The organism is Sulfitobacter sp. IGS-18, assembly GCF_059628195.1.
On the sequence record NZ_CM184556.1, the window covers coordinates 2,742,542 to 2,758,207 of the forward strand.

The window sequence follows — 15,666 nt, forward strand, 5'->3', positions numbered from 1 at the left end:
TCAAGCGATGGTCTTGGTTACCTCAGGGCACTTGAATCGAACAAACATTTTGACGAATTTTGCCTTATTTATATGGTTTTGCCGCCTCAATCAGAAACAGTTCAGACGCATCTCCCAACATTGTTTTGCGAACCCGGCCAATGGGATTCATCCTTCCGCGAATCATCTGCATCCCCGGCCCGGGAAAGGCCATATTGTCGCCATGAAGCTGGTCTAACCGCTGTGACAAAGCGCAGATGCACAGGAAGACCCGATGACCGAAGACGCCAAGACCACCACGCGCGAGCATATTGTCAGCACCGCCGAGACCTTCTTTGGCCGCCCGGTCGAGGATGTGACGGCACCGGGCGGTGAAAGCCGGTCCAGCTTCCGTTTGCGGATCGGCGGGCGCAGCGTGATTGCCACATTACGCCCCAACTTCCGCCGCACCCACCTTGAGGCTCATGTCCTGCAATCGCTGAACGCACATTGCGACGACCTGCCGGTCTGCCTTGGGGTCGTGGGCGAGGTGATGTTCCAGTCCGACGTGGGCGCGCGCCGGCTGAACACCCTGATCCCGACGCTTGACAGCACCCGCCAGCTCGACCTTGCCGCAGAGGCGGTCGCGGCCCTGTTCCGCATCCACGCCGCGGCCCGCAAGACCGACCTGCACGAGATCATGCCGCATCTGGGCGCGACGGATGCCTGGGTCGAGAACTTCATCGGCGGGATCGACCAGTTGCAAGAGCTGACCGGCGGCATCCCCGACAGCTTTGACCGCAATGCTGCCTGCGCGGCGGTTGCCATCACCGGCCATCAGTTCGTCAAATGGGACTGCCGGTCCGGCAATGCGGCCTTGGGCGATGACGACCGCCTGCGCTGGTTCGATTTCGAATATGCCGGGATGCGCCACGGCGCCGAGGATTTCGCCTGGCTGATCGGAGACGAAGCCTGGCCCATCGCGCCGGACCAGATGGTCGATGTGATGATCGACAGCTTCGACGCCTCCTGTGGCATCCCGCTGGAAGACTACATGCATTACCTGGCGATCTACACGACGTTCCATGCCATCCAGCGGCTGAACCTTGTCACGCGCGAGGCCGGCAGGCGCGGCTGGGCCAGCAAGCATCACATCCGCAAATATGACGACGCAGGCCGCAACCCCGCCTTTGCCGTGCATATCGCCGAGGTCGGGGCCTATTTCTCGGATCAGACCACCCTGACCGCGCCGCTGACGCAGAATTTCATCACCGCGCGCGACGGCTTTGCCGAAATCCTGGCCGAGCGGTTGGAAAAGCGCAGCGCCTGACCCCAGGACGTCCGGCGCGCCCGGTCAGAAAAAGACCGGGATCGCCAGGCTCGCCATGACCGACATCAGCAGGTTGAGCGGGACACCGATGCGCAGGAAGTCGGTAAAGCGATAGCCGCCGGGACCATAGACCAGCGTGTTGGTCTGATACCCGATGGGCGTGGCAAAGGCACAGGATGCCGCGATCATCACCGCGACCACCAATGGGCGCGGGTCCATCCCCAGTGCCGTTGCCAGCGAAATCGCAATCGGTGTCATGATCACCGCCACCGCATTGTTCGAGACCACCTCGGTCAGGATGGTGGTCAGCAGGAAAACGGCAAAGAGCACGGCGCCGGGCGGCAGGGTTCCCAGCGTCGGCGCAATGGCATCCACCAGCAGGGCGATGGCACCGGAGTTCTGCAACCCGGCACCCACCGCAAGCATGGCGAAGATCAGCGCCAGCAGCCGCCCGTCGATAAAGGAAAACGCCTCTTCCGCGTCGATGCAGCCGGTGACAAGCACCAGCGCCACGGCGATTACCGCCAGCAACAGAATGGGGGCGACGTTCAGCGCCGCCAACACCACGATCCCGACCAGCGCGCCGATGGCAATCGGCGCATGGCCGCGCCGGAACGCCCGGGCAGAGGGATGGCTGACGTCGACCATCTCCATGTCGGCGGCCAGACGCTGGATGTCCGCAGGCGCGCCTTCCAGCAGCAGGGTATCGCCCACCTTGACGATCAGATCGTCCAGCTGCCGTCCGATGTTCTGGTTCCGTCGGTGCACGGCCAGCGGATAGACCCCGTAGCGGCGGCGCAGACGCATGGAGCCCAGCGAGCGCCCCACCATCCGGCAGCCCGGCGTGATCAGCACTTCCACCGTGCGCGTCTCCACCGCCGAGAGCTGATCGACGCGCTTGAGTTCCTTGTTGTTCTGCAGGCTCAGCAGTTCCGTCATCTCGGTGCGCAGCACCACCCGGTCACCGACCTGCAGTTCAACCCCCTGCAACGCGCGGCGCAGCGACTGGTCGCCCCGGATCACGTCGATCAGGCGCACACCTTCGCGTTTGAACAGGTTCACGTCCAGAACCTCGCGGCCGATCAGGTTGCTTTCGGGCGGGATCACGGCCTCGGTGAAGAACTTCATCCTGGACCGGTCACTCAGCATGGTGGCCATGCTGTCGCGCTCCGGCAGCAGCCTGCGCCCCAGCAGGCCCATGTAGACCAGCCCGGTGAAACAGACCACCAGCCCGATCGGCAGGATCTCGAAGATGCCGAAGGGTTCAAGCCCCTGCGACCGCGCCACACCATCCACCAGCAGGTTGGTCGATGTCCCGATCAGGGTCAGCGACCCGCCCATGATCGCCGCATAGCTGAGCGGGATCAGCAGCTTTGATGCCTTGGTGCCCAGGGTCTTGCTGAGCTGCACCACAACCGGGATCATCACCACCACCACGGGCGTGTTGTTCATGATCGCCGAGGCCCCCATCACCGACAGGATCACCCCGATCACCGCCGTCTTGGGATGGCTCCGGGCATAGCGTTCGGCAGTCTGCGTCAGCACGTCCAGCGCCCCGGTGCGCACCAGCGCGCCCATCACGATGAACATCCCGGCAATGGTCCAGGGCGCGGCGTTGGACAGCACGGCCTGCGCCTCTTCGTAGGGCAGGACGCCGATGGCCAGCAGGGTTGCGGCACCGGCAATGGCCACCACCTCTGTCGGGAGGGATTCGCGCAGGAACAGCACGAACATGATGGCAACGACGACAAGCGTCAGAACCGCGCTTTCGGTCTGGGAAAAACTCAGGAAGTTCAGCAAGGTGTTTCAACTTCTTCTTAGGTCAGCGCACACATTGATCCATCCGGCCGCGCCCTGCAAGCGGCACGGGTGCCGCAGGCCGCCGCCGGGGCGGCAAAAACAGCATGTCGCCTGATGTCAGGGCGTGTTCTCCTGCAACACGCCGCCCGTGCGCACCGGAACGATACGGGTCGCCCGGCCGCTGCGGTCGTCGGTCTCCAGATAGACGCCGGAGAGGCTGGCCTCGCCATTCGCCGGGGTGAAACGCTCCTTCGGCATGCCGGTGATAAAACGGCGCAGGGGTTCGGCCTTTTCCATGCCGATCACGGAATGATAATCGCCGCACATGCCCGCATCGGTCAGATAACCCGTGCCCCCCGGCAGGATCATCGCATCCGAGGTCGGCACATGGGTATGGGTGCCCACCACCAGCGATGCCCGCCCGTCGCACCAATGGCCCATCGCCATCTTCTCGCTGGTCGCCTCGCAATGCATGTCCACGATGATCGCCTGTGCCAGCCCGCCCAGCGGATGGGTCTTCAGCACCGGCTCCAGCGCCGAGAACGGATCGTCATAGGGACGTTTCATAAAGACCTGGCCCAGCGCCTGCGTCACCAGAACCTTCTTGCCGTTCTGCGCCGTGAACAGCCGCGCGCCCTTGCCCGGCGCGGATTTGGAAAAGTTCAGCGGCCGGATGATGCGCGGCTCCTGCTCGATAAAGCTGAGCATGTCCTTCTGGTCAAAGGCATGATCGCCCAGCGTCAGGCAATCCGCCCCCGCCTCCAGCAGGGTTTTGGCATGCGGGGCGGACAACCCCATGCCGGAGGTGGCGTTTTCGCCATTCACCACGATGAAATCGAGCTTCCATTCGCGCCGCAGACGGGCAAGGTTTTCAGTGATGGCACGGCGCCCCGCGCGGCCCATCACATCGCCGAGAAAGAGTATTTTCATATGCTCAGCGATAGGCCCCCGCGCGGATGAGGGCAAGAGGGGCCTTGCGGCGCGGTGCCTAAACCTCGACCGCCTGCCCAAAGACGGCAACAGCAAATGCCAGCAGCGCCAGGGCGGCAAACCAGATCGCCCTGCCCCGCGCGCCCTGCCGCTGCGCTGCCAGGGCCGCAATGGCCGCCTGAAGCGCGTAATAGACGGCAAAGGCGCGCGAGGCATAGCTGATGATCTGGAACACATCCGTCACCCAAGTCAGCCCCAGCCCCACCACGGTCAGGATCACATATCCCACCCGCGGCCGGATGCGATGGCCCGACAGTTCCGCCATCAGCCCCCCTGACCCGCTGGTATCGGCCACCGCTGCGCTGAACTGCGCGGCCAGTGCCGCGGCAACCAGCAACAATGGCAAAACCGGCGTGATGACCCCCATCATCTCCACAATCGCGGTCTCGCTGAACTGCAAGTCATCGCGTGCGAAAGTGTAGGTGATCAGGACAATATAGGTCATGTAGATCGCCGCCGAGAGCCATTGCGCCCATTTCATCGACCGCACCCGCGTGTCGGTATCATAGGTCGCCCCCAGATAGCGCGAAGTCTCGAACCCCTGCACAGTCACGATCAGCCCGAAGCCCAGCGTCAGCGCCGCCCAGCCGGAGATCTGCGGATCAAGAAACACCAGCGCGCCCTGCCCGGACTTTTCGGCAAAGAAGAACCCCAGCCCAACCAGCAACCCCGCGATGATGGCCAGTTTGACGCTGACAGAAAGGTATTCCATCGCCTCAAGCGATTTGAACCCGCGCGCCCATCCCACCCCGGCAATGACAAGGTAGATGGCGCTGGTCACGATCCGGGCAAAGATCACGTCATCAAAAGGCGTCAGGCTGACCGCAAAGGCCCCGAAAAGGTTGAGGTAATAGGCCACCGACACGATATAGGCAAAGCTGAGCGCCCAGGACGCCAATGTCTCGACCCCCTGGGGCCAGGATACCGCACCGGCCTCGATCGCGCGCATGTTATACCGGATCGCACCGCCCAGAAGGTAACTGCCAAGGCAAAGCGCCAGCATCACCGCAGGGGCAAGGGCTCCGTATTGATTGTCCAGAATCGGGCCAAGGACAAGAAAACCGCTGCCGATGATGGAGGCCAGCGGCGTGGTCATCGCCCGCCAGGTGGCAGAAGCCCGCAGGCCGGGCCACCACAGGACAACCCCGAAGATCGCGACGGCGGCAAGGATGGCAAGGTTCAGGATCATGTCGCGGGGCCATTCATCAAGGAAAGCCGCAGCCTTGGCGGGCGAGGCTGCCGGTTTGGCCTAGAACGATGGCCAGGGTGTTGCAAGCCTGCACGGAACGTCCGTCTAACGCAGAAGGCTGCCGTCACGACGCGGCGCGCCCTGACCCCGAAACGCCCCCGCCCTGCCTGTGCCGCAGGGCACAGCGTCAACCCGCCTGACGGGCCCGCCATTCCCGCAGGGTCAGATAAATCACCACCACGTCGATCAGCGTGAGCACCGGCAGCACGATGCCGCCCACGTGAACCCATTCGGCGCCCTGATACAGGATGAACCCGACCAGCGTGGCAATCGCCGCCGGATAGGCCCAGATCACCCCGGCCAGAAGCGCCACCACGACACTCAGGTGCAGCGCCCCATGCATCAGGAAATAGATCGCATAGAACGTCATCTCGTCGGGCGGAAAAACATGCGCCAGCGCAATCACATGCCGCGCCAGCCAGTCGTTGGGGTCCGCCGCCAGTTCGGCCCCCACAAGCCATTGCGCAACCTCCGGCAAGTGGCGCGCCAAACCCAGGACAATGGCGATGCCTGCCGCGATCTGGACCGCACCCAGCACGCCCTTGCCCAACAGGGTGATCACAAAAATCACATGTCCGACCCGGTCCGCGCCGGTCCGTTCCACTTCAGTCAGCAACCTCGATCACCCCGGCCTCTGTCACAATCAGGTCCAGCGGCTGGTCCGTCGGCTCCAGCGGCAGGTCATCCACCTCCTGCCCCGCAAAGGCAAAGCCGATGGCCAGCGTCGGACGCTTGCCGCGCAGCATTTCAAGCGTACGGTCATAGAAACCACCGCCATAGCCCAGACGCCCGCCCCTGCGGTTGAAGGCCAGAAGCGGCACGATCAGCAGTTCCGGTTCGAAAAACTCCGGCTCTGCCGGGATCAGCGCACCAAAGACCCCCGGCACCATCTCCGCCCCCGGCTGCCAGCGCGCGAATTGCAACGGTGTTCCCGCCGCCCTGATCACCGGCACGCCGACCGGCCCATGTGCGGCCGCTTCCGCCATCGCCGGAGTCGGATCAATCTCGGTGCGGATCGGCATGAACCCCGACACCGGCACACCGCGATAGCCCGCCAGCACTTCGCTGAGGTATCCCGCCTGCGCGGCAGTCGCCGCGTCGAACAGCGGCTTGCGCCGGGCAAAGGCCGCCTTGCGCGCTGCCGTCTTGATTTCAGCCAGATCGCTCATAGCAATACCGCCGCCGCCAGCCCCAGAAAGGCAAAGAAACCCACCACATCCGTCACTGTCGTCACAAAGGCCCCCGATGCCAGCGCCGGGTCCACCCCGACCTTTTCAAGCAGGATCGGAATGCCCGTGCCCGCCAGCCCCGCAATCACCATATTGATCACCATCGCCGCGGCAATCACATAGCCCAGCGCGGGCGAGCCGAACCAGACAATGCCCACCACGCCCATGACAGCGGCAAAGATCACGCCGTTGACCAGCCCCACCAGACACTCGCGCCGGATCACCCGCCAGACGTTCGACCCGGTCAAATCCTTGGTCGCGATGGCCCGCACCGCCACCGTCAGGCTTTGGGTGCCCGCGTTGCCCCCCATGGAGGCGACAATGGGCATCAGCACCGCCAGCGCCACGATCTGGGCAATCGCCGCCTCGAACTGCGAAATTACCATGGAGGCCGCAATCGCCGTCACCAGGTTGACCGCCAGCCAGGGCAGCCGCTGCTTTGTGGTCTCCACAACCCTGTCGCTCAGCGACCCCTCGCCGACACCGGCCAGGCGCAGGATGTCCTCCTCGTGCTCCTCGTCCAGCACCGCCATCGCATCGTCGATGGTGATCACCCCGATCAGCCGCCCCTCGTCATCCACCACCGGGGCCGAAATCAGGTGATACTGGTTGAAGGCATAGGCCACATCGCCTTCGTCGCGCATCGCCGGGATCACCTGAAAGGTCTCTTCCAGCAGGTCGGTCAGCGGCGTGACCCGCTTCGACCGCATCAGCTTGCCCAACGTGATATTGCCCACCGGGTGCAGGCGCGGGTCCACCATGATGATGTGATAGAACTGGTCCGGCAGGTCTTCCTCCGGCGTGTTGCGCAAATGGTCGATCGCCTCGCCCACGGTCCAGTGCTCGGGCGCCATCACGACCTCGCGCTGCATCAACCGGCCCGCGGAATATTCCGGATAGCTCAGCGATTGCTGGACCGCCGCACGCTCCGTATCCTCCAGCGCGCCCAGGATCGCCTCCTGCTGCGCATCCTCCAGGTCTTCGATCAGGTCGACCACATCGTCGCTGTCCAGATCGCGCACCGCCTGCGTCAGGACCTGTGGCGTCAGCACCGCAATCACATCCTCGCGGATGCTCTCGTCCAGCTCCGACAGGATATCCCCGTCGAATTCCATCCCGTACAGCCGGATCAGCCGGCTCCGGTCAAAGGCGTTGATCTGCTCCAGAAGGTCGGCAATATCCGCCGCGTGCAGCGGCTCCATCAGCTCGATCAGCTTCTCGCGGTCGTCGATGTCCACCGCATAAAGAACCGCGGCAACCGTCTTGGGCTCCAGCGCGTAATCCGAGCGTTCCGCCTCCTCTTCGGGGGCGTCTTCTTCCAATTCGACCTGATCAGACATCGCTGTGACTCCCCTTGTCTCGGGCGACCATATGCAAGCCGCACATGGGACACAATGCTTGGCCGTCGTGCCGCGCGCACCACGCGCCTGGCGTTTCGGAAGATAGCTGAATCACGTGTTCGTGGCCGCTCCCTTCGGTCGAAGGCGAAAAGTGATAGGGGATGTTTCAAACCTGTCCCGAAACGCTGTAATGTGCCGACATGACAAGCAAAACGCTCCTGACCGGTCCCCTGCTGCGCTATGCCGGCGACCCCTTCCGCGCGCCCTGGCAAGAGGTGATCGGGATCGACACCGATGGCGCTGTCCTGCTGCAGGACGGCCATATCGCATCGCTCGGCACCCGTGCTGCGCTGATCGCCGCCCACCCGCAGGCGAAACACGTCCGCTACAGCGACAATCACCTGATCTGCCCCGGCTTTGTCGATGCCCATGTCCATTACCCGCAGACCGCGATCATCGCATCCTGGGGCAAACGGCTGATCGACTGGCTGAACGATTACACCTTCCCCGAGGAAATGCGCCTTTCCGATCCCGCCTATGCCGCCCGGATCGCGGCCCGTTACCTCGATCTGACCCTGGCCCATGGCACCACCACCCTGGCCAGCTATTGCACCATCCACCCCCACAGCGTCGACGCCCTGTTCGACGCCGCCGCCACGCGGGGGCAGCGCATTGTCGCGGGCAAGACCTGCATGGACCGCAACGCCCCCGAAGGGCTGCGCGACACCGCGCAATCGGCCTATGACGACAGCAAGGCCCTGATCGACCGCTGGCACGGCCGGGGCCGCGCGACCTATGCCATCACGCCCCGGTTTTCCCCGACCTCGACGCCGGAACAGCTCGCCGCCCTGGGCGCGCTCTGGCGCGCCTACCCCGATTGCCTGATGCAGACCCACCTCAGCGAACAGACCGACGAAATCGCCTGGGTCGAAGACCTGCACCCCCAGGCCCGCGACTACCTGGATACCTATGAAACCCAGGGGCTGATCGGCGAACGCGCGGTCTTTGGCCATGCCATCCACCTCAAACCGCGCGAAATCGACCGGATCGCGGAATCCGGTGCCGCGCTGGTCCATTGCCCCACGTCGAACACCTTCATCGGATCGGGGCTCTTCGACATGGCGGGGCTCACCCGCCAGGCCATCCCGGTGGGGCTGGCCACCGATACCGGCGGCGGCTCCTCCTTCTCGATGCTGCGCACCATGGCGGCCGCCTATGAGATCGGCCAGCTGCGCGGCACGCCGCTGCACGCGGCCCAGCTGATCTGGCTTGCCACCGCAGGTTCCGCCCGCAGCCTGCATCTGCAGGACCGGATCGGCAGCCTCCAGCCTGGAAACGAGGCCGACCTCACCGTGCTCGACCTGGCCTCGACCCCGGCCATCGCCCAGCGCGCGGCCATGGCCGGGGACATCTGGGAAAGCCTCTTTGCCACGATCATGATGGGCGACGACCGCGCCATTGCCGATGTCTGGGTGGCGGGCCGGCAATGGCGCAAACCCGACTGAGCTTCATTGTTCCCTAGGTCGTGTTGACATTCATTGTCGCCCACCCGCGCGAGACGGATTTTGCCGCTGGCGCCCTGATGTGAGCGCAGCAATGTGATCATTGGAAGCGAACATCCGGGATGTCAGAGGCAAAATCCGCCGCGCCCCGCAGGGGTTTCGCCAAAATTGCCCATTTCTGCGTTACAGCGTCCCGCCTTTACTATAAGGCAAATCACTTCGCCAATGTCCCGAGAGCGCGTAGCGCGGCAGGGTATTGGCGCTTCAATTTCAAGGCGGGGCGCGCAAAGAGAGCTTGAAATAGCTGGCTATTCCGCGCTCTCTTGCCTGGAACTGAGCAATTTTGGACTGAAACGGGTGGGCGACAATGAATGTCAACACGACCTAGAGCGCCCGACCTTAGACCTGAGACATGAATACCCTGCCGCGCCTGCGGCGCTCTCGGGACATTCATGTCGCTGGATGCTTCAGGTTAAAGGTCGGACACTTTAAATACACACCAAAGCCCAAAGCCCGCGCGGCGGCTGAAATAGCGGGCTCAGGCCCGCAACAGGCACCCATAATCGCATGCGGCGCAGGCGCGCCGCCGGATCACATCTCCGCCTGCAACCCGCGCGCCAATGCGTTCTGCCGGGCAATCGCTTCCGCCAGGTCAAACCGCACCATCTGCCCGTCCCGCACCACTGGCTGACCCTCCACCAACAGGTCCCGCACGGTTGTCGGCCCCGCCAGCAGCAGCGCCGCCGGGTCCCAGCTGCCCGCCGCTTCTATCCCGCTGACGTCCCAGATCGCCACATCGGCGCGTTTGCCCACCGCCAGCCGCCCGCATTCCGGGCGGCCCAGCACATCGGCCCCGCCTCGCGTCGCAATCTCCAGCGCCTCGCGCGCCGACATGGCATCGGCCCCCGAGACCACCCGTTGCAACAACATGCATTGGCGCGCCTCGGCCACCAGATTGCCCGCATCATTGCTGGCCGATCCATCCACACCCAGCCCCACGCGCAGACCGCCATCGCGCATCGCGCGCACCGGCGCCACACCCGATCCCAACCGGCAGTTGGAGCAGGGGCAATGGGCCACACCGGTCCCGGTCCCGGCAAAAAGCGCAATCTCCGCCGCGTCGAGCTTCACGCAATGCGCATGCCAGACATCGGGCCCGACCCAGCCCAGATCCTGCGCATATTGTCCCGGACGGCAGCCGAACATCTCCTGCGAATAGGCAATGTCTTCTTCGTTTTCCGCCAGATGCGTGTGCAGCATCACCCCCTTGTCGCGCGCCAGAAATGCGGTCTGCCGCATCAGGTCCCGGCTGACCGAGAAGGGAGAACAGGGGGCAAGCCCCACCCGGCACATCGACGCCTCGGAGGCATCATGGAAGGCATCGACCACCCGGATGCAATCCTCCAGGATCGCCACCTCCCGCTCGACCAGCATATCCGGCGGCAGGCCGCCCGCGCTTTCGCCAATGCTCATCGACCCCCGGGTCGGCTGAAACCGCAGGCCCACGACGCGCGCGGCTTCAATGGTGTCTTCCAGCCGCGCGCCGTTGGGGTAAAGATAGAGGTGATCGGCGCTCAGCGTGCAGCCCGACAGCGCCAGTTCCGCCAGCCCCACCTGCGCCGAGGTGAACATGTGATCCGGCGTGAACCGCGCCCAGATCGGGTAGAGTGTCTTCAGCCAGCCGAACAGCAACGCATCCTGCGCCCCCGGCACGGCCCGCGTCAGGCTCTGGAACAGATGGTGATGCGTATTCACCAGCCCCGGGGTTACAACACATCCCGCAGCCTCGATCACCTCGCCAGCACTCTGCAGGCCGCTGCCGATTTCCACAATCGCACCATCCCGCAGGCGCAGGTCGGCCCCCGACAGCTCGCGGCGGCTGTCATCCATCGTCAGAATATGGTCGGCATTGCGGATCAGGATTTCGGGCATGGTCTGTGTTTCTCCACGCCCGTCTCAGAATGCATTCACCTGTCGGTGGAAAACGGGCCCAGAACCGACAGGCTCCCGTTAGCAGGTGCCGGCACGGGCGGTCAAGAATGCCGCTCAATACCCCTGCAGGATCGCCAGCGCCTGGGCATGGATCCGGGCATTCGCCGCCGCAACCGCGCGCCCCCCCTCGTGGACAGGCCCGCCGCGCCAGTCGGTGACGATGCCGCCTGCGGCCTGCACAACGGCAATCGGCGCCTGGATGTCATAGGCGGCAAGCCCCGCCTCGATCACCAGATCGACCTGACCCGCCGCCAGCAAGGCATAGGCATAGCAATCCATCCCGTAGCGGGTCAGCATCGCCCCGGAGGCCACCGCATGAAACCCCGCGCGGTCAATCTCCTCGCCCACTTCGGGAAAGGTCGTGAAAACGATCGCCTGCGACAGGTCCCGCGCCGCCCGGGTGGCCAGCACTTGCCGCCCCCGCGGCCCCGTCATCGCGGCCCCATCCGGCGCGCCCTCGAACCGCTCGCCGATATAGGGCTGGTCGATGATGCCATAGAACGGGCCCTGCCCGTCGCTGACCGCAATCAGCACCCCCCATGTCGGGGTGCCGCTGATAAAGCCGCGTGTGCCGTCGATCGGATCCAGCACCCAGGTCAGGCCGGACCGCCCCTGTTGCACCCCGTATTCCTCGCCCAGGATACCGTCATCGGGCCGTTCCCGCGCCAGGATCTCACGCATGGCGCGTTCGGCAGCCTTGTCCGCCACCGTCACCGGGTCATACCCGGCATCAAGCTTGTTTTCCGCAACCAGGGCCATGCCCCGGAAATGGGGCAGGATCACATCACGCGCCGCATCTGCAAGCAGATGCGCAACGCGCCGCACATCGGGATCGAATGAAATCTTCGTAGTCATACCGCGTCAGTGCCAGCTTGTGCCCGCCCGCGCAAGCCTGCGGTCGCGGCAAGGCTGGCCCTTCAGGCGACGTCGCTCAGGACACGGGCAAGATCGAAAAGGCGGCGCCGCTGGTTTGCCGGAATGGCATAGTAGGATCGGATCAGGTCCATCGCCTCCTTGTCGCCCAGCAGATCATATGGCACGTCACCTATCGGAGCGGACCCGGAGGTTTCCGGTTGTTCGAGACCCTCGAAGAAAAAGGCCACCTGAACCTCCAGCGCATCGGCAATTTCCCACAATCGGGATGCGCTGACGCGGTTCGCGCCGGTCTCGTACTTTTGAATTTGCTGAAACTTGATCCCAACCATAGCTGCCAGCTTCTGTTGGGTCATCCCCGTCAGCCAGCGTCGCTGACGAATTCGTTTGCCGACGTGCACGTCTACTCTATGTGCCATGCAGATTAGATCCTAACTTACACACTTAACAACACTGAAATACGCGCTTGCGGCTACGGCGCCGGCCGCGCGTTACCTGGGCGTTCCGACAGCGGTCCACCCCAAGCACTTTACGAAATCTTCTCTTCACAGCAAAGATATTCACCACATTATTGACAGCTTGGCAGCTAACATCATGAATTCAACAAAGAAAAGATAACATAAATGTGGTGTTTCTGACACATTTTCGGTCTTCACAAGGCTTACGCCACGTAAAGCAGGCGGGAAATGCCCCCCCGCCGCCCCGCAGTCAGGCCGCGATTGACCGCTTGTTCTGCCCCTGGCTGAAGGCGCTGCGCAACAGCGCGACCAATGTCTGATGCGACTCGGACCTGTTCTGCTCCGCCCCGTAGAGGTTGATGTGCTGTGTCGGCAATTTCGGCAGCACCCCGCCATGATCCAACACCTCCAGGTGGGGCGGCTTGGTGCCGTCGATCATGGCATGAATGGCCAGATCGGCACTGACCGCCGCCTCGACCGCGCGATCGCTTTCCGTGTCCACGGCCATCTCCCAGGGAATCTGCGCCGCATCCAGCGCGCTCAGCACACTGGGACGGAAGGTGCAGTACCGGCAGAAGGCCAGCCGCAAGGGCCGTTGCCGCCATGCCGCCCCGCCCGCAGCGCCGATCCACTCCAGGCTCTTGGTCACCAGGGTCTCGCCGCCCCTGTCGATTTCGGTCTCGGTGGTCAGGATCAGATCGCATTCGCCCTTGGCAAACTGGGCCTTGAGCGTTCTGGTGTGGGAGGCTTCAAGCTGCACGCGCACCCTTGGGAAATCGGCGTGAAACTGCTTCAGCACCTGGGGCACCATCGGGTACACGATGTCATGCGGCACGCCCAGCGTGATCTCTCCCTCGAAAGCCTGATCCGTCAGCCGTTCGATGACCTCGTCGTTCAGGGCCACCATGCGGCGCGCATAGACCAGCAGCTGCTCACCAGAGGCTGTCAGGGCAATGGTCCGCCCGCTCCGGTCCAGCAGGGACAGGCCCAGCATTTCCTCCAGCCGCTTGAGCTGCATTGAGACGGCCGATTGCGTCAGATGCAGAAAACCCGCCGCGCGGGTCACTCCGCCACTGTCAGCCACCGCCATGAACGACCGCAGGGTCGTGATGTCCAGATTTCTCATATATCACCAATCTTGATGCATTGCCTAACAAACAATCGTTTTCATCATACGTCATGCCACCCTAGATATCAAGCATCCCGATGAAACCCGGAGTTTCATCACAAATTTCGAAGGATAAATGAAATGGCACAGCTTTTCGACAGCGCCTCGGGCCGGGGCCGCGCACTCAAGACCCGGCGGATTTCACTCTGGGGCCGGTTCCAGCACCTCAGGGCCATTGCCCGCAGCAGACAGAGCCTGCGTCAGCTTGACAGCCACCAGCTGCAGGACATCGGCCTGAATGCCACCGAGGCCGAAAGGGAGGCGCGGCGGTTGCCCTGGGACGCGCCGGGACATTGGATGTCCGGTCGCTAAGAGCCGCCGATCACATGAAAAAGACCGCCCCGGCGCGCGCTATTACCTCTTGAAAAACAAAGGCGCAGTCCCGATATTCACCGGGATACCGTCCGCATCCCGCGTGGTAAGCAACACTTAGCCAATTGGAGGTCCATTCATGGCCGACGTGAATACAATCCGGACAGCTGCCGGAACCCGCGCCGCCGCAATCGACGAGGGGCTGCGCGCCCATATGAACAAGGTCTACGGCACAATGTCCGTGGGCATGCTGATCACCTTTGCCGCCGCATGGGCGATTTCGGGCCTGGCGGTCACCACCGACCCCTCGGGTGCGGCCGCGCAGATCGGGACGGATAAATACCTGACCGACATCGGCTATGCGCTTTATGCCTCGCCGCTGAAATGGGTTGTGATGTTCGCACCCCTGGCCTTTGTCTTTGGCTTCAGCGCGATGATCAACAAGATGTCCGCCGCCACGGCGCAGACGGTTTTCTATGCTTTCGCGGCCGTGATGGGCATCTCGATCAGCTCGATCTTCCTGGTCTTCACCGGCTATTCCATCGCGCAGGTGTTCCTGATCACCGCCATCGCCTTTGCCGGGCTGTCGCTCTGGGGCTACACCACCAAGAAGGACATCTCCGGTTGGGGCAGCTTCCTGATCATGGGTGTGATCGGCCTGATCGTGGCCTCCATCGTGAACATCTTCCTCGCCTCCTCGGCGCTGATGTTCGCCATCTCTGCGATCGGCGTCCTGATCTTTGCAGGCCTGACCGCCTATGACACCCAGAAGATCAAGACCGAGTATCTGGCACATGCGCATCACGGTGACACCGAATGGCTGGGCAAGGCCGCCATCATGGGCGCGCTGAGCCTCTACCTCGACTTCATCAACATGTTCATGATGCTGCTGCAATTGTTCGGCAACCGCGAATAAGCCGTGCATCCTTGATGTGACATGGGCCAATCCTGAAAGGGATTGGCCCTTTTTCGTTGGAGCGACCCTTGCTTGAAATCAGACCCAATTGCGAGATGTGCGACCGCGACCTGCCCCCGGATGCGGCAGAGGCGCGGATCTGCAGCTATGAATGCACCTTCTGCGCAGATTGCGTCGAGACCGTGCTGGGCAATATCTGCCCGAATTGTACGGGCGGTTTTGTGCCACGCCCGATCCGGCCCCGACAGGCGCGGCGACCGGGTGTCAGCCTGACCCACCAGCCGCCCGGCACGGAGCGGCGCAGCCTGAAGTACGGGCTGGATGACATCGCCGCCATTGTCGCCGCGACGCGGGGCATTCCGCCCGAAGACAGGTAAGGCGCGCTCAGAAAGGCTCGTAGCCGACGCTGGTAAAGCCCACACTGTCGGAATAGGTGCCACCAAAGACCGGCGCAGGCGGCGGGCCGCCAAGTTTGCCGGTACAGGCAGAGAGCAGACCCACGAGGGTCAGGGCAGCAATCATCTTGGACATGTCGTGTTCCTTGGCAGC

Annotated in this window: 16 protein-coding genes; 5 read left to right on the forward strand and 11 right to left on the reverse strand. The window is 63.5% G+C overall.

All coding sequences use genetic code 11. The features are described from left to right. Positions 1-253 precede the first annotated feature (253 nt). On the forward strand, positions 254-1,288 hold the full coding sequence (locus tag ACWNZ3_RS13205) for a phosphotransferase family protein (protein ID WP_496900227.1): 1,035 nt from the start codon (positions 254-256) through the stop codon (positions 1,286-1,288). A gap of 24 nt (positions 1,289-1,312) precedes the next feature. Here ACWNZ3_RS13205 and ACWNZ3_RS13210 read toward each other — a convergent pair whose 3' ends face one another. The 6 genes from ACWNZ3_RS13210 to mgtE all read right to left on the reverse strand — a co-directional run bounded on the left by ACWNZ3_RS13210 (position 1,313) and on the right by mgtE (position 7,896). Next, positions 1,313-3,085: an SLC13 family permease gene (locus ACWNZ3_RS13210; protein WP_496901907.1), complete on the reverse strand. Its 1,773-nt coding sequence runs from the start codon at positions 3,083-3,085 to the stop codon at positions 1,313-1,315. Between the two features lie 120 nt (positions 3,086-3,205). Then, positions 3,206-4,018: a TIGR00282 family metallophosphoesterase gene (locus ACWNZ3_RS13215; protein ID WP_274576904.1), complete on the reverse strand. Its 813-nt coding sequence runs from the start codon at positions 4,016-4,018 to the stop codon at positions 3,206-3,208. Between the two features lie 58 nt (positions 4,019-4,076). Continuing rightward, entirely contained in the window at positions 4,077-5,267 is a 1,191-nt protein-coding gene (locus tag ACWNZ3_RS13220; RefSeq protein WP_496900228.1) for an Aq_097 family APC-type transporter, read from the reverse strand. A 187-nt stretch (positions 5,268-5,454) separates the two neighbouring features. Next, entirely contained in the window at positions 5,455-5,943 is a 489-nt protein-coding gene (locus tag ACWNZ3_RS13225; RefSeq protein ID WP_496900229.1) for a DUF2127 domain-containing protein, read from the reverse strand. Beyond that, the gene (locus tag ACWNZ3_RS13230) at positions 5,933-6,496 is read right to left on the reverse strand and encodes a 5-formyltetrahydrofolate cyclo-ligase (RefSeq protein WP_269366646.1); all 564 of its coding nucleotides are present in this window, start codon (positions 6,494-6,496) and stop codon (positions 5,933-5,935) included. The genes ACWNZ3_RS13225 and ACWNZ3_RS13230 overlap by 11 nt, the downstream gene beginning before the upstream one ends. Then, entirely contained in the window at positions 6,493-7,896 is a 1,404-nt protein-coding gene (gene mgtE / locus ACWNZ3_RS13235) for a magnesium transporter (protein WP_496900230.1), read from the reverse strand. The genes ACWNZ3_RS13230 and mgtE overlap by 4 nt, the downstream gene beginning before the upstream one ends. A 200-nt stretch (positions 7,897-8,096) precedes the next feature. On the opposite strand from mgtE, the gene guaD reads away from it, so the two are divergent. Next, positions 8,097-9,401, forward strand: coding sequence for a guanine deaminase (gene guaD / locus ACWNZ3_RS13240; RefSeq protein ID WP_496900231.1), 1,305 nt, complete (start codon positions 8,097-8,099; stop codon positions 9,399-9,401). A 588-nt stretch (positions 9,402-9,989) separates the two neighbouring features. Here the strand turns inward: guaD and ACWNZ3_RS13245 are convergent. The 4 genes from ACWNZ3_RS13245 to ACWNZ3_RS13260 form a co-directional block, all read right to left on the reverse strand. After that, positions 9,990-11,330: an 8-oxoguanine deaminase gene (locus ACWNZ3_RS13245; protein WP_496900232.1), complete on the reverse strand. Its 1,341-nt coding sequence runs from the start codon at positions 11,328-11,330 to the stop codon at positions 9,990-9,992. Positions 11,331-11,444: 114 nt separating this feature from the next. Next, complete coding sequence (hisN, locus tag ACWNZ3_RS13250; protein ID WP_496900233.1) at positions 11,445-12,245, reverse strand: histidinol-phosphatase; 801 nt, start codon at positions 12,243-12,245, stop codon at positions 11,445-11,447. A gap of 62 nt (positions 12,246-12,307) precedes the next feature. Further along, positions 12,308-12,682: a helix-turn-helix domain-containing protein gene (locus tag ACWNZ3_RS13255; RefSeq protein WP_274576888.1), complete on the reverse strand. Its 375-nt coding sequence runs from the start codon at positions 12,680-12,682 to the stop codon at positions 12,308-12,310. A gap of 289 nt (positions 12,683-12,971) precedes the next feature. Continuing rightward, positions 12,972-13,847, reverse strand: coding sequence for a LysR family transcriptional regulator (locus ACWNZ3_RS13260; RefSeq protein ID WP_269366655.1), 876 nt, complete (start codon positions 13,845-13,847; stop codon positions 12,972-12,974). A gap of 123 nt (positions 13,848-13,970) precedes the next feature. On the opposite strand from ACWNZ3_RS13260, the gene ACWNZ3_RS13265 reads away from it, so the two are divergent. The 3 genes from ACWNZ3_RS13265 to ACWNZ3_RS13275 all read left to right on the forward strand — a co-directional run bounded on the left by ACWNZ3_RS13265 (position 13,971) and on the right by ACWNZ3_RS13275 (position 15,494). Beyond that, positions 13,971-14,201, forward strand: coding sequence for a DUF1127 domain-containing protein (locus ACWNZ3_RS13265; protein ID WP_496900234.1), 231 nt, complete (start codon positions 13,971-13,973; stop codon positions 14,199-14,201). Positions 14,202-14,340: 139 nt separating this feature from the next. Further along, positions 14,341-15,117, forward strand: coding sequence for a Bax inhibitor-1/YccA family protein (locus ACWNZ3_RS13270; RefSeq protein ID WP_114275877.1), 777 nt, complete (start codon positions 14,341-14,343; stop codon positions 15,115-15,117). 68 nt (positions 15,118-15,185) lie between these two features. Further along, positions 15,186-15,494, forward strand: a complete 309-nt coding sequence (locus tag ACWNZ3_RS13275; RefSeq protein ID WP_496900235.1) for a DUF1272 domain-containing protein — start codon at positions 15,186-15,188, stop codon at positions 15,492-15,494. Positions 15,495-15,501: 7 nt separating this feature from the next. Here ACWNZ3_RS13275 and ACWNZ3_RS13280 read toward each other — a convergent pair whose 3' ends face one another. After that, positions 15,502-15,648: a hypothetical protein gene (locus ACWNZ3_RS13280; protein ID WP_162792969.1), complete on the reverse strand. Its 147-nt coding sequence runs from the start codon at positions 15,646-15,648 to the stop codon at positions 15,502-15,504. Between the last annotated feature and the right edge of the window lie 18 nt (positions 15,649-15,666).